This is a genomic window from Streptomyces sp. WZ.A104 (genome assembly GCF_002382885.1).
Taxonomy (GTDB): domain Bacteria; phylum Actinomycetota; class Actinomycetes; order Streptomycetales; family Streptomycetaceae; genus Streptomyces.
In genome coordinates this window covers 1-13522 of the sequence record NZ_NWVL01000074.1, presented here as the reverse complement: position 1 = coordinate 13522, position 13522 = coordinate 1, and the positions used below count along the sequence as shown (strand labels likewise).

The 13522-nt window shown below is 72.0% G+C and carries 10 protein-coding genes and 2 pseudogenes; 7 read left to right on the top strand and 5 right to left on the bottom strand.

The window, feature by feature from the left end; translation table 11 throughout:
• The first annotated feature begins 110 nt into the window (after positions 1-110).
• Positions 111-3329 carry a sacsin N-terminal ATP-binding-like domain-containing protein gene (locus tag CIB93_RS30075; protein ID WP_096631462.1) on the top strand — a complete coding sequence of 1073 codons (3219 nt, stop codon included), beginning with the start codon at positions 111-113 and terminating at the stop codon, positions 3327-3329.
• Between the two features lie 129 nt (positions 3330-3458).
• On the opposite strand, the gene CIB93_RS30070 is transcribed toward CIB93_RS30075, so the two are convergent.
• Both CIB93_RS30070 and CIB93_RS30065 read right to left on the bottom strand, forming a co-directional pair.
• Complete coding sequence (locus tag CIB93_RS30070; RefSeq protein ID WP_096631461.1) at positions 3459-5927, bottom strand: HAD-IC family P-type ATPase; 2469 nt, start codon at positions 5925-5927, stop codon at positions 3459-3461.
• Positions 5928-6163: 236 nt separating this feature from the next.
• Positions 6164-6466, bottom strand: coding sequence for a DUF2530 domain-containing protein (locus CIB93_RS30065; protein WP_096631459.1), 303 nt, complete (start codon positions 6464-6466; stop codon positions 6164-6166).
• 216 nt (positions 6467-6682) lie between these two features.
• On the opposite strand from CIB93_RS30065, the gene CIB93_RS30060 reads away from it, so the two are divergent.
• Positions 6683-8137, top strand: coding sequence for an NCS2 family permease (locus CIB93_RS30060; protein WP_096631458.1), 1455 nt, complete (start codon positions 6683-6685; stop codon positions 8135-8137).
• Here the strand turns inward: CIB93_RS30060 and CIB93_RS30055 are convergent.
• A complete protein-coding gene (locus CIB93_RS30055; RefSeq protein WP_096631456.1) occupies positions 8130-8369 on the bottom strand; it encodes a hypothetical protein in 240 nt (79 codons plus the stop codon). The genes CIB93_RS30060 and CIB93_RS30055 overlap by 8 nt on opposite strands.
• 134 nt (positions 8370-8503) lie before the next feature.
• Here CIB93_RS30055 and CIB93_RS30050 point away from each other — a divergent pair, with 134 nt between their 5' ends.
• Positions 8504-8944 (top strand): MarR family winged helix-turn-helix transcriptional regulator, encoded by a 441-nt coding sequence (locus CIB93_RS30050; protein ID WP_096631455.1) that lies wholly within the window; start codon positions 8504-8506, stop codon positions 8942-8944.
• Between the two features lie 131 nt (positions 8945-9075).
• Entirely contained in the window at positions 9076-10410 is a 1335-nt protein-coding gene (locus CIB93_RS30045) for an MFS transporter (RefSeq protein WP_096631453.1), read from the top strand.
• A 93-nt stretch (positions 10411-10503) separates the two neighbouring features.
• Here the strand turns inward: CIB93_RS30045 and CIB93_RS30040 are convergent.
• Positions 10504-10869, bottom strand: a pseudogene (locus CIB93_RS30040) (Uma2 family endonuclease); the annotation flags it as partial.
• A gap of 28 nt (positions 10870-10897) precedes the next feature.
• On the opposite strand from CIB93_RS30040, the gene thpR reads away from it, so the two are divergent.
• Positions 10898-11497 carry an RNA 2',3'-cyclic phosphodiesterase gene (gene thpR / locus CIB93_RS30035; RefSeq protein ID WP_096631452.1) on the top strand — a complete coding sequence of 200 codons (600 nt, stop codon included), beginning with the start codon at positions 10898-10900 and terminating at the stop codon, positions 11495-11497.
• Here thpR and CIB93_RS30030 read toward each other — a convergent pair.
• Complete coding sequence (locus tag CIB93_RS30030) at positions 11406-12500, bottom strand: EamA family transporter (RefSeq protein ID WP_096631450.1); 1095 nt, start codon at positions 12498-12500, stop codon at positions 11406-11408. The two genes, thpR and CIB93_RS30030, sit on opposite strands and share 92 nt — an antisense overlap.
• 207 nt (positions 12501-12707) lie before the next feature.
• On the opposite strand from CIB93_RS30030, the gene CIB93_RS30025 reads away from it, so the two are divergent.
• Positions 12708-13196, top strand: a complete 489-nt coding sequence (locus tag CIB93_RS30025) for a MarR family winged helix-turn-helix transcriptional regulator (RefSeq protein WP_096631449.1) — start codon at positions 12708-12710, stop codon at positions 13194-13196.
• A 61-nt stretch (positions 13197-13257) separates the two neighbouring features.
• Positions 13258-13416 (top strand): annotated as a pseudogene (locus tag CIB93_RS30020) (aldo/keto reductase); the annotation flags it as partial.
• Between the last annotated feature and the right edge of the window lie 106 nt (positions 13417-13522).

Genomic DNA, 13522 nt, shown 5'->3' with positions numbered 1-13522 from the left:
GGGCCCCGGCCGGGTTGGGGGACGCGGTACCTTCGGGCGCACACTGGGCGGCAGGCGCAGGCACAGGCACTGCCTCCCACCACACTGCGGACGGAGTCGAGAGCGTGAGCATGAAGTCGACCGAGGGGGCCGATCCGTTCGGTACGGCACGGCTGCGGCGCGGCGTGCTCGACGCCTGGGGCGCGGGCCCCGCCCGCTTCCGGGAGGACGCCAACGCCGAGGAGGACCTCGCGCTCGGCGGCTACCGCGACCGCCTCGTCGTCGAGCTCGCCCAGAACGCCGCGGACGCCGCCGCCCGCGCCCGCGTCCCCGGCCGGCTCCGCCTCACCCTGCACCCCGCCGCCCCCGGCGACCCGGACGGCCGTTGCGTGCTGGCCGCCGCCAACACCGGCGCGCCGCTCGACGCCACCGGCGTCGAGTCCCTGAGCACCCTGCGCGCCTCCGCCAAGCGCGAGGGCCACGAGTCCTCGGTGGGCCGGTTCGGCGTCGGGTTCGCCGCCGTGCTCGCGGTCAGCGACGAGCCCGCGGTGCTGGGGCGCCACGGCGGGGTCCGCTGGTCGCTGGCCGAGGCGCGCGAGATGGCCCGGGACGCGGCCGTCGGCTCCCCCGGCCTCGGGGACGAGCTGCGCCGCCGCGACGGACACGTACCGCTGCTGCGCCTCCCGCTGCCGGCCGAGGGCACCGCGCCCGCCGGGTACGACACCGTCGTCGTGCTGCCCCTGCGCGACGGCACCGCCGAGGACCTGGTGGCCCGGCTGCTGGCCGCCGTGGACGACGCGCTGCTGCTCACGCTGCCCGGCCTGGACGAGGTCGTCATCGAGACCCCGGACGGGACGCGGACCCTGAGCCGTTCGGTCCACGGCCCGTACACGCACATCGACGACTCCGCCCGCGGCCTGGGCCGCTGGCGCACCGTCCTCCACCACGGGCCCATCGAGCCCGCCCTGCTCGCCGACCGTCCGGTCGAGGAGCGGCTGCGCCCGCACTGGTCGGTGACCTGGGCGGTCCCGGTCGACGCGTCCGGGGCGCCCCTCCACCCCCGTACGGCACCCGTCGTGCACGCCCCGACGCCCACCGACGAACCGCTCGGCATCCCCGCCCTGCTCATCGCCTCCCTCCCGCTGGACACCGCCCGCAGGCACCCCGCGCCGGGGCCGCTCACCGACTTCCTCGTGGAGCGGGCCGCCGACGCGTACGCGGAGCTGCTGGGCGCCTGGCGGCCGGTGTCGACCGGGACCATCGACTTGGTGCCGGGCCAGCTCGGCAAGGGCGCGCTCGACGGGGCCCTGCGCGGCGCGATCCTCGCCAGGCTGCCCCGCGTCGCGTTCCTGGAGCCCGCCGCGCCCCCGGACGCGAACGGCGAGGCCGACGTCCGCTGGGACGACGACTGGGACCGTACGGAGGACACCACCGCCACCGTGGACACGGCCGGTGCCCTGCGGCCCGTCGAGGCGGAGGTCGTCGAGGGCGTCGGGGCGGAGACCGTACGGGTCCTCGCCGAGGTGCTGCCCTGTCTGCTGCCCGCCGGTCTTGAACGCCGCCCCGAGCTCCGCGCCCTCGGCGTCGCCCGCGTCCCCCTGACCGAGGCCATCGACCGCCTCGCGGGTCTGGAGCGCGACCCCGCCTGGTGGCACCGGCTCTACGACAGCCTCGCGGGCACCGACCCCGACCGGCTCACCGGCCTCCCCGTCCCGCTCGCCGGAGCCCCCGACGACGAGCAGACGGGCCGCCCGCCGCGCACCACCATCGGACCGCGCCAGATCCTGCTGCCGCTCCCGGACGCGTTCACCGGTACCGTCCTGGCCCGCCTCTCCCGGCTCGGGCTGAAGGTCGCCCACCCGGACGCCGCCCACCCGCTGCTGGAGAAGCTCGGCGCCCTGCCCGCCACCCCGCGCGCCGTGCTGACGACACCTCAGGTGCGGGCGGCCGTCGCCGGATCGCTGGACGCGGGGGAGATCTGGGACGAGGACGCGCTCGACGCCGACGAGCTGGCCGAGACCGTCCTCACCCTCGTGCGCGATGCCGAACTGGCCCCCGGCGACGAGCCCTGGCTCGGTGCCCTCGCCCTTCTTGACGAGGACGGTGAACCGGCCCCCGCCGGTGAGCTGGTCCTCCCCGGAAGCCCGTTCGCGCAGATCATGCGCGAGGGGGAACTCGCCCTCGCCGACCAGGAGTTGTCCGAACGCTGGGGTGAGGCGCCCCTCACCGCCTGCGGGGTGCTCGCCACCTTCGCCCTCGTCCGGGCCACCGACGTCGTCCTGGACCCGGACGAACTGGAGCCCCGCGACAGTGACTTCGCCGAACCCGACGACGCCGGGCTGCTGGACGCCGTCGACGTGTGGTGCGAGGACCTCCTCGACCAGCTGCCCGAGACCCCGGTGCCGCCCGTCGCCACCGAGATCGTCGCCGTACGGGATCTGGACCTGGTCGACGACGAAGCCTGGCCGCAGGCGCTCGCCATGCTGGCCCAGCCGCCGTTGCGCGACGCGCTGACGCAGCCGGTGCGGGTGCTGCTCCCGGACGGGACGACGCAGTCCGTGCGCCCGTACACCGCGTGGTGGCTGCGCGACCACCCAGTGCTGGGCGGCCGGCGCCCCGCCGGACTGCGCGCGGCGGGCGGCGACCCGCGCCTGGCCGGGCTGTACGAGGCGGTGGACGCCACCGGCTTCGACGACGCCCAGGTGCTGCGGGCCCTGGGGGTGCGCACCTCGGTCGCCGCGCTCCTGGACGAGCCGGGCGGCGCGGCCGAACTACTGGGGCGCCTCGCCGACGAGGACCGGCCCGTCACCCCCGTACAACTCCACTCCCTGTACACGGCCCTCGCCGAACTCGACCCGGACCAGGTGACGTTGCCGGACGAGCTGCGGGCGGTGGTGGACGGGGGCGTGGCGGTGGTCGACGCCGCGGACGCCGTGATCGCGGATGCCCCGGACGTGCTGCCGCTGACGGAGGGCCTGCCCCTGCTCCCCGTGGCCCCCGCGCGCGCGGCGGAGCTGGCCGACCTCCTCCAGGTGCGGCGCCTCGGCGAGACGGTCGAGGCGGGCGTCACCAGCGAGGGGGAGGAGCACCGAGTACCGGAGCCGGTCCGAGTCCTGCTCGGACCCGGGACCCCGGACACGTACATCGAGCACCCCGAGCTCCGTGCGGGCGGCGTCGAACTGGACTGGCGCCGAACCCCGGACGGGGTCGTCCACGCCGCCACCCTGGAGGGCGTCGCGGCCGGTCTGGCCTGGGCGGCGGGCCAGTGGCCGCGGCGCTTCGAGGTCGCGGCCCTGCTGGAGGACCCGTCGCGTACGGAGGAGCTGGCGCGGGACCGCTGGTTCGACTGAGAGCCCGGGGCGTCTCGGCCCCCGGTGACTTCGTCGACGCGAAGGAGCACCGGGCACGGGGAAGCCCCCGGGAGGATCACCGTCCTCCCGGGGGCTTCCCCGTGCGTACCGCACCAGGGTGCGTACCGCCTACGCGCGGAAGCGCCGTCCCACCCAGCGCCAGACGAACTCCAGCGCGACGGCCGACGCCACCGCGATGCCGACCGCCGCCCACGGCATGGTCGTGCCGACCAGCTTCAGCGCGAAGAAGTCCTGGAGCCACGGCACGACGAGCACGATCAGGAAGCCGAGCCCCATCGCCGCCACCAGGCCGATGCGCCACCAGGTGTAGGGGCGGGCGATGATCGCGAGGACCCACATGGCGACCAGGAACAGCGTCAGCGTCGCCGCGCTCGTCTCGGCCTCCAGAGCGCCGGGACCGGAGTAGTGGTGGCGGGCGATCAGGTAGGTGGTGAAGGTGGCCGCCGCCGCGATGACGCCCGAGGGGATCGCGTACCGCATGACACGGCGTACGAAGTTGGGCTGGGCGCGTTCCTTGTTCGGCGCGAGGGCCAGGAAGAACGCGGGGACGCCGATGGTCAGCGTGGCCAGCAGCGTCAGGTGACGCGGCAGGAACGGGTACTCGACCTGTGAGCAGACCACCAGGATCGCCAGCAGCACCGAGTAGACCGTCTTGGTGAGGAAGAGCGTGGCGACGCGGGTGATGTTGCCGATCACCCGGCGGCCCTCGGCGACCACCGACGGCAGCGTCGCGAAGCTGTTGTTCAGCAGCACGATCTGCGCCACCGCGCGCGTCGCCTCGGAGCCGGAGCCCATCGAGACGCCGATGTCGGCGTCCTTGAGGGCCAGCACGTCGTTCACGCCGTCACCCGTCATCGCGACCGTGTGGCCGCGCGACTGGAGGGCGGCGACCATGTCCCGCTTCTGCTGCGGGGTGACCCGGCCGAAGACCGCGTGTCGCTCCATGGCCGTGGCCATCTCGTCCGGGTCGGTGGGCATCCGGCGCGCGTCGAGGGTGTTCTCGGCACCCGCGAGGCCGAGCTTTCCGGCGACCGCTCCGACCGAGACGGCGTTGTCACCGGAGATGACCTTGGTGGCCACGTTCTGGTCGGCGAAGTACTTGAGGGTCTCCGCCGCGTCCGGCCGCAGCCGCTGCTCCAGGACGACGAGGGCGGTGGGCGCGGCTCCGGCGGCGACGTCGGGCGCGTCCAGCTCACCCCTTGCGCGGGCCAGCAGCAGCACCCTCAGGCCCTGCTCGTTGAGGTGCTCGATCTCGGTGAGGGTGGGGTCGCCCTCGGGAAGCAGGACGTCGGGGGCGCCGAGGAGCCAGGCGGAGGCCGTCCCGTCGGCCTCCGTGAACGCCGCGCCGCTGTACTTGCGGGCGGAGGAGAACGGCATCGCGTCGGTGACGGCCCAGCCGGCCCCGTCGCCCGCCGGGTAGGTGTCGATGATGGCCTGGAGGCTGGCGTTGGGGCGGGGGTCCGAGGAGCCGAGCGTCCGCAGCACCTGCTGGACGTGAGCCTCGTCGCTCCCGTTCAGCGGCCGGACCTCGGTGACGTCCATGCCGCCCTCGGTGAGGGTGCCGGTCTTGTCCAGGCAGACCACGTCGACCCGGGCGAGTCCCTCGATGGCGGGCAGCTCCTGCACCAGGCACTGCTTGCGCCCGAGGCGTACGACGCCGATGGCGAAGGCCACCGAGGTCAGCAGGACCAGTCCCTCGGGGATCATCGGGACGATGCCGCCGACGGTCCGGGCGACGGAGTCCTTGAAGTTGTTGTCCTTCACGACCAGCTGGCTGATGATCAGCCCGATCGCCGTCGGCACCATCATCCAGGTGACGTACTTCAGGATCGTGCTGATGCCGCTGCGCAGCTCGGAGTGGACGAGCGTGAAGCGCGACGCCTCCTCGGCCAGCTGCGCGGCGTACGCCTCGCGCCCCACCTTCGTGGCGGTGAACGCCCCGCCGCCGGCGACGACGAAGCTGCCGGACATCACGGGGTCGCCGGGCCGCTTGAGCACCGGGTCGGCCTCGCCGGTCAGCAGCGACTCGTCGACCTCCAGGCTGTCGGCCTCGGCGACCGTGCCGTCCACGACGACCTTGTCGCCCGGGCCGAGCTCGACCACGTCCCCGAGGACGATCTCGTGGGTGGAGATCTCGGCGGCGACCCCGTCGCGCCGCACGGTCGGCTTCGCCTCGCCGATCACCGCGAGGCTGTCCAGGGTCTTCTTGGCCCGCCACTCCTGGATGATGCCGATGCCGGTGTTGGCGACGATCACGAAGCCGAAGAGGCTGTCCTGGATCGGCGCCACGAACAGCATGATCACCCAGAGCACGCCGATGATCAGGTTGAACCGGGTGAAGACGTTGGCCCGCACGATCTCGGTGAGGGAACGCGAGGAGCGTACGGGTACGTCGTTGACCTCGCCGCGCGCGACCCGTTCGGCGACCTCGGCCGTGGTGAGGCCGCCGGGGCGGTGGGTGGGAGGTGGTGGCTCCGTGGGATGCACGGGATCGAGTTCCGCCCCCGCGTCGATCATGCCCGGCCGGGAGGGTCCGGGGGTCTGCTCCCCGGAGGAGTCGAGTGCCCGCTGCGTCATGGGTGAGACGTTACGGGCGCGCGCGGTGAATCTCCCGCGCGGGGGGCGAAGATCCGACCAGGGGAGGACCAAATCGGTCCCGTGGTTGTACGGAGCCTGTGGCTGTGCGGAGCACGTGGCCGTACGAGGCATGTGGCCGTACGGAGGCCGTGGCCGTACGGATTCGGGGTCGGGGCGGTCGCGCGGAGTCAGCGGCCCGTCAGCGGCCCCCCCCAGTGCCCCCGTCACCGACCCCGTCAGCGGCCCAGCGCGTTGTCCGCCGCCTCGGCGCCCGCGGCCTCCTTGGCCTTCGCCTGGGCCGCGTGCCGCTTGAGGGCGGCGTCGCGCCCGCGGACGTACCAGATGCCGATCAGTCCGAGTCCGGCACCGGCCAGCGGGGTCCACACCCACCAGGTGTGCCCGTGGTCCGCGAACCAGCCGTAGAAGGGGAGCTGTGCGAGGAAGAGGACGAACCAGAGGATCGTGCCGCCGACGACGGTGGAGACGACGGGGCCCTCCAGGGGCTCGGGCGCCTCGTGCTTCGGTGTCCACTTCTCCATATGTTCAGTGTATGGGGCCACCTGATCGGCGGGACGCGGACCGGTCGCCCAGGGAGTACACGGGTCTACGCGCGGAGATAGCGATCTTCGCTTGATGTATTCATACTGAATCTGCTTTGGGCTGGCTCGAATTGTTCGTGCGAACATCCAATTTCGATCACCTTTCGCCCGGATCGCCACCTCCTGCCTTACCCCTACGTACGACTGAGGTCACCCATGCCCCCCTCGGCCACCGTTCCGGTCGACTCCCCACGGCCCGCGGCTCCCCGGCCCAGGGGCCGCCTGGACCGGTTCTTCAAGATCTCCGAGCGGGGGTCGACCGTCGCGCGCGAGTTCCGCGGCGGATTCGCCACGTTCTTCGCGATGGCGTACATCATCGTGCTCAACCCGATCATCCTGGGCAGCGCGAAGGACATGTACGGCCACCAGCTCGACAACGGTCAGCTGGTCACCGCCACGGTGCTCTCCGCCGCCTTCTCCACGCTCCTGATGGGCGTCATCGGCAACGTGCCGATCGCGCTCGCCGCCGGGCTCGGCGTCAACACCGTCGTCGCGCTCCAGCTCGCCCCCCGGATGAGCTGGCCGGACGCGATGGGCATGGTCGTCCTCGCGGGTGTCGTGGTGATGCTGCTGGTCGCCACGGGGCTGCGGGAGAGGGTGATGAACGCCGTACCGAAGTCGCTGCGCAAGGGCATCGCGATCGGTATCGGCCTGTTCATCATGCTGATCGGCCTCGTCGACGCGGGCTTCGTCTCGCGCGTGCCCGACGTCGCCCACACCACCGTGCCGCTCCAGCTCGGCGGCGACGGCCACCTGGGCGGCTGGCCGGTTCTCGTCTTCGTGCTCGGCGCTCTGCTCACGCTCGCGCTGATCGTGCGCAAGGTGCCCGGCGCGATCCTGATCTCGATCATCGCCATGACGGCCCTGGCCCTGGTCATCGACGCGGTGGCCGGTCTGCCCGACGGGGCCTGGGGGCTGACGACGCCGTCGTGGCCGGGCACCCCGGTCTCCGCGCCGGACTTCGGGCTGCTCGGCGAGGTCAGCCTGTTCGGCGGCTTCGGGAAGGTCGGCTATCTGACCGGCGTGCTGTTCGTCTTCACGGTGCTGCTGTCCTGCTTCTTCGACGCGATGGGCACCATCCTCGGCGTCGGCGACGAGGCGAAGCTGATGGACGAGAAGGGCAAGTTCCCCGGCATCAACAAGGTCCTGTTCGTGGACGGCATCGCGGTCGCCTCGGGCGGGGCGACTTCCGCCTCCGCCACCACGTGCTTCGTGGAGTCCACCGCGGGCGTCGGCGAGGGCGCCCGCACCGGACTGGCGAGCGTGGTGACCGGTCTGCTCTTCTCGGTGGCGCTGTTCCTCACACCGCTGGCGACCATGGTCCCGTCGCAGGCGGCCACGCCCGCCCTGCTGGCGGTCGGCTTCCTGATCATCGCGGGCTCGGTGCGGGACATCGACTGGAGCGACTACACGCTCGCGGTCCCCGCGTTCCTCGCGATGATGATGATGCCGTTCACGTACTCGATCACCAACGGCATCGGTATCGGCTTCGTCGCCTTCTCCGTGCTGCGACTGGCGGCGGGCCGCGGCCGTGAGGTCCCGATCGCGATGTACGTGGTCTCGGCGGTGTTCGTCTTCTACTACGCGATGCCGGCGCTCGGCCTCACGTGACCGGTGGCGTCACGCTCCCTCGGGAGTCGACCCTTCTGGAGTCGCTCCCCCGGGCGTCGCCGTAGAACTTCTCCGTCTCCTCGACGGCCGCCTTGAAGCGTTCGTCGAAGTCGTCGCGAATGAGCGTCCGGACCACATAGTCCTGGACGCTCATTCCGCGTTTCGCGGCGTGCTGCCGGAGCCGGTCGAGCAGCTCACCGTCTATCCGCAGGCTGAGCACTGTCGATCCCATGTCCAGTAGGGTCGCCGCCCCGGAGCGCTCCGCGCGTCACTTTCCGCTTCCAACTCACTCGTTCGGGTGATCGGAATCTGCCGGGCCCGCAATCGGGTGGTATTTAGATAGGGTAATGAGTTACGCTAACAAACATGCCTGACCTGATCCACGACGGCGACAGTGCCGCCGCCGTGAGCTCCCTCCGCTCCGCCGTGATGCTGCTGGGCCGGCGCCTGAAGCACCAGCGTGTCGACGAGTCGCTGAGCCCCACCGAGATGTCGGTGCTCGCCACCCTCGCCCGCTGCGGATCGGCCACCCCCGGTGAGCTGGCCCGCAAGGAGCATGTACAGCCTCCGTCGATGACCCGCATCGTCGCGCTGCTGGAGGCGAAGGGGCTGGTCAGGCTGGAACCGCACCCCGATGACCGTCGGCAGAAGATGGTCAGCCAGACCGAGCAGGCCGAGGCCATGCTCGCGGAGAGCCGCACCAAGCGGAACGCCTGGCTGGCCCATCTCGCCGAGGGCCTGGACGAGGACGAGTGGGAGACGCTTCGGGCCGCCGCGCCCGTGTTGGAGAAGCTCGCCCACCTGTGATCCCGCGGGCGCGAAGGCGGACCCCCGCCGGACCGGACGTCTCGTCCCGCCCGGTCGGCCGGCTGCCGGAGCGCCCGTTGTCACGTCCTCGTCGGACCGCACGCCGCAGACGCACGAGGAGATGAACCCTTTTGAGTACGGGACCCGGAGCAGACTCCGCCCCCGCACCGACTTCCACCCACGAGAGCACGACCGGCGGGACCTTCTCGTCGCTGAAGATCCGTAACTACCGCCTGTTCGCCACGGGCGCCGTGATCTCCAACACCGGTACCTGGATGTCCCGCATCACGCAGGACTGGCTCGTCCTGAGCCTGACGGGTTCCGCGACCGCCGTAGGTATCACCACGGCCCTCCAGTTCCTGCCCATGCTGCTCTTCGGCCTGTACGGCGGTGTCATCGCCGACCGCCTCCCGAAGCGGCAGATCCTGCTCGTCAGCCAGGCCATGCTCGGCCTGTGCGGCATCGCCCTGGCCGTCCTGACCCTGACCGGGGTCGTCGAGGTCTGGCACGTCTACCTGATCGCGTTCCTGCTCGGCATGGTGACGGTCGTCGACAACCCGGCCCGCCAGTCGTTCGTCTCCGAGATGGTCGGACCCGCGCAGCTGCGCAACGCGGTCAGCCTGAACTCGGCGAACTTCCAGTCCGCCCGCCTCATCGGCCCCGCCGTCGCGGGCGTCCTGATCACCACGGTCGGCAGCGGCTGGGCGTTCCTGCTCAACGGCCTCTCGTTCCTGGCCCCGCTCGTCGGCCTGCTGATGATGCGTACGAGCGAACTGCACGCGTCGGTGCGGGTGCCCCGCGCCAAGGGGCAGCTGCGGGAAGGCCTGCGGTACGTCCGCGGCCGCCCCGAGCTGGTCTGGCCGATCGTCCTGGTCGGCTTCGTCGGCACCTTCGGCTTCAACTTCCCGATCTGGCTGACCGCCTTCGCCGACGGGGTCTTCGACGGCGGCGCCGGGATGTACTCGTTCTTCAACATCCTGATGGCGGCCGGTTCGCTGGCCGGTGCCCTGCTCTCGGCCCGCCGCCGCTCCTCGCGGCTGAGGATGCTGGTGGCGGCGGGCACGGCGTTCGGCCTGCTGGAGATCGCCGCGTCGCTGTCCCCGTACGTCTGGCTGTTCTCGCTCCTGCTGGTCCCCATCGGCATGCTGGGTCTGACGACGAACATCACCGCGAACACGAGCGTCCAGATGGCCGCCGACCCGGAGATGCGGGGCCGGGTGATGAGCCTGTACATGATGGTCTTCGCCGGGGGTACGCCGGTGGGCGCCCCGATCGTCGGCTGGATCAGCGACACGTACGGCGCCCGCATCGGTTTCGCGGCGGGCGGCGCGATCTCGGTGATCGCCGCCCTGGGCGTCGGCTTCGCCCTCGCCCGCGTGGGCGGCCTCCGCCTGAAGGTCGACCTCCGCCCGGGCCGCCCGCACGTCCGCTTCGTCCCGCGCGAGCAGCTGACGACGGCGGCGTAGCGCGCTGGATACGGCTGCTGGATACGGATGGCTGTACGGGCGGAACGCCCTCCTCCGGAGCGACCGGGAGGAGGACGTTCTTCGCGCGGCGGGTCAGTCGCGGGGGAAGGCGTCAGTGGTCAGGGTGAGACCGACGACGGTCGACGTCAGGTCGACCGGGGTTCCGAAGTCCAGGCTCAGGGCGCTGCGGTACCCGTCGTCCTTGGGCGGCGTGTGCAGGTGCCATGTGCCGGTGTACGGATCGGCGATGAGGTAGACGGGGACACCGGCGAGGGCATAGGCGGCCTTCTTGGAGCCGTAGTCGTTGGCGGCCGTGCTCCTGGAGATCACCTCGGCGACGAACTCGATGTCCTGGCAGCGCCGGCGGCCGCCCTCGCCTTTGGCGGCGTCCGCGGAGAGGGCTGCGACATCGGAGGCGAAGCCGTTGAGGAGGCCGGGAAAGTCGATGCGTACGCCGGACACGCCCGGACCTGCCAGACTCGCGCGCATGAGCAGCCACAGCTCCGGCCGTCCGCCCACCCAGCGGCTCTTCGCCGCCGTCCTCCCGCCCGCCGAAGCGGTCGCCGAACTCCGTACGGCACTCGCCCCGCTCCACGCACTGCCGGGCTCGCAGGGCCTGCGCTGGACGCGACCCGCCGACTGGCACTTCACGCTGGCGTTCTACGGCGAGGTGCCGGAGGACGTCCTGCCGGAACTGTCGGTACGCCTCGAACGGGCCGCACACCGCACCGAGACCCTCCCCCTCCGCATCCACGGCGCCGGCCACTTCGGCGGGCGCGCGCTGTGGGCCGGGGCGGCGGGCGGGCTCGACATGCTGCGGCTGCTGGCCGAGCGCGCCGACGCAGCCGCCCGGCGGGCCGGGCTGCCGATGGAGGAGCACCGCCGCTACTCCCCGCACCTCACGCTGGCCCGGAGCCGCCGGGCGGAGGTGGACCTGCGGCCGTTCACCGCGGCGCTGGCGGGGTTCGAGGGGCGGCGCTGGGAGGTCGAGGAACTCACTCTCGTACGGAGCAACCTCCCGGACTCCGGGGTTCCGGGGGAGCGGCCGGGCTACGAGGAGGTGCGGGCCTGGCCGCTGGGCCGGTGAGCGGTGCCGTTACGCTCGAAGGGTGGACCCGAAGACCAGAAACCGCATCATGGCGGCCGTGCTCGTGCTGATGTTCCTCGTCGTCGCCGTGGGGGCCGCCCTCGGCGGATGAGGTGGCTGAGCCCGGTGGGCGTGCGGCTTCGGACGGAGTGCCGCGCTGGGCCAGGACCACCGCCCCGACGACCCCGGCCGCGCCGAGCAGCTGGAGCGGCCCCAGCGTCTGCCCCATGAAGAGGTAGCCGAGGACCGTCGCGCACAGGGGCGAGGCGAACGACAGGAACGAGGCGGCGAGCGCGGGCAGCCGCGCCAGCCCGTTGAACCAGACCGCGTACGCGAGCAGCGCCCCGACGATGCTCAGATAGCCGAAGCCGCCGACGTTGCCCCAGGTCAGGCGGTCCGGCAGTGATTCGCCGAGCAGGGTCACGGGCAGCAGGAACAGCCCGCCGGCAGTCAGCTGCCACCCGGTGAACGCGAACAGCGATACCCCATCGGGCCGCCCCCAGCGCTTGGTCAGTACGATCCCGCCCGCCATGGACACGGCTCCGAGCAGCCCGGCGATCACGCCGACGAGGTCCAGCCCGGCCCCCGGCTGGAGAACCAGCAGCGCCACGCCCCCGGCCGCGATCACGCAGGCGGCGAGGTGCGCGGGCCGTATCCGGGCGTCGAGCAGGAGCGGCCCGAGCAGCAGCACGATCATCGGCTGGACGGTCATCACGAGGGCGGCCACGCCGCCGGGCAGGTGGTAGGCGGCGAGGAAGAGGAAGTAGAAGAAGGCGCCGATGTTCAGGATGCCGAGGACGGCGGCCCGCACCCACCAGATGCCCCGGGGCAGGACCCGGGTGACCGCGAGCAGGACGAGGCCGGCGGGCAGCGCCCGTACGGTCGAGGCCAGCAGGGGCCGATCGGGTGGCAGGAACTCGGTGGTGATCAGGTAGGTGGAGCCCCATACGGCGGGGGCGAGAGCGGTGACGGCGGCGGTCGTCACGGGGCGCTGGTCGGGCATGGGGACTCCGGGGGGTCGGTCGACGGCGGACGCGAAAGCTCCGGCTGGAGCCCCGGTTCCGGCCGGAGCTCGGGCCATCCGTTCGACGTAAAACATTTCGACATCGAACGAACTTGCGCCGAGGGGAACCGTAGGCCGCGGAGTAGACTCACGTCAAACAGTTCGACGTCGAATTAATCAGGCTGACGAGAGGCGAGGTGGGCGCTCATGCGCGACGCGGTCGACGACTTCCTGGACCAGTGGGCCGCCCTGCGCTCCGATCTGGACCTGGAGGCCATGGGTGCGGTGGGACGGCTGCTGCGGCTGACCCGGCTCGTGGACAAGGAGGTCAGTCGCTACTTCGCCGAACACGGCATGGAGCGCTGGGAGTTCGACGTGCTGGCCACGCTCCGCCGCAGCGCGCGCCCCCTCACGCCCAAGGAACTCGCCGCCGGCGTCATGGTCAGCTCCGCCGCGCTGACGAACCGCATCGACCGGCTGGACGCCCGCGGCCTGGTCACCCGGGAGGCCGTCCCCGGCGACCGCCGCAGCCTGCACATCACGCTCACCGACGCAGGGCGCGACCTCGTCGACGACACGGTGGAGGGGCACGTGCGCAACGAACGCAGGCTGCTGGCGGACCTGGACGCGGCGGACTGCGAAGAGCTGAACCGGCTGCTGCGCGCGGTGCTGATCACGCTGGAGGGCGCCCGCTGAGGGCGGGCCCGCGGCCGCACGATTCCGGGTGCTTGCCTGGAGTGGACTCGAAGGAGTTGGCTTGGGGCTCATGGAGTACACACAGCTCGGACGTACGGGACTCAAGGTCAGCAGGCTCGTTCTCGGGACGATGAACTTCGGCCCGCAGACCAACGAGTCGGACAGTCACGCGATCATGGACGCCGCGCTCGGCGCGGGCCTGAACTTCTTCGACACTGCGAAGCAACCACTTTGAGAGTGCGACCCTACCGCAGTGCCGCACTCCCGTGTGCGTACCCGCGTCCCCGCCCTGCCTCAACGGCCAGGGTTGATGCGTGGCGTCGGCG

Coding starts and splice junctions, on each gene's coding strand:
- CIB93_RS30075 (WP_096631462.1), top strand. CDS start 111: ATGAAGTCGACCGAGGGGGCCGATCCGTTCGGTACGGCACGGCTGCGG.
- CIB93_RS30070 (WP_096631461.1), bottom strand. CDS start 5,927: ATGACGCAGCGGGCACTCGACTCCTCCGGGGAGCAGACCCCCGGACCC.
- CIB93_RS30065 (WP_096631459.1), bottom strand. CDS start 6,466: ATGGAGAAGTGGACACCGAAGCACGAGGCGCCCGAGCCCCTGGAGGGC.
- CIB93_RS30060 (WP_096631458.1), top strand. CDS start 6,683: ATGCCCCCCTCGGCCACCGTTCCGGTCGACTCCCCACGGCCCGCGGCT.
- CIB93_RS30055 (WP_096631456.1), bottom strand. CDS start 8,369: ATGGGATCGACAGTGCTCAGCCTGCGGATAGACGGTGAGCTGCTCGAC.
- CIB93_RS30050 (WP_096631455.1), top strand. CDS start 8,504: ATGCCTGACCTGATCCACGACGGCGACAGTGCCGCCGCCGTGAGCTCC.
- thpR (WP_096631452.1), top strand. CDS start 10,898: ATGAGCAGCCACAGCTCCGGCCGTCCGCCCACCCAGCGGCTCTTCGCC.
- CIB93_RS30030 (WP_096631450.1), bottom strand. CDS start 12,500: ATGCCCGACCAGCGCCCCGTGACGACCGCCGCCGTCACCGCTCTCGCC.
- CIB93_RS30025 (WP_096631449.1), top strand. CDS start 12,708: ATGCGCGACGCGGTCGACGACTTCCTGGACCAGTGGGCCGCCCTGCGC.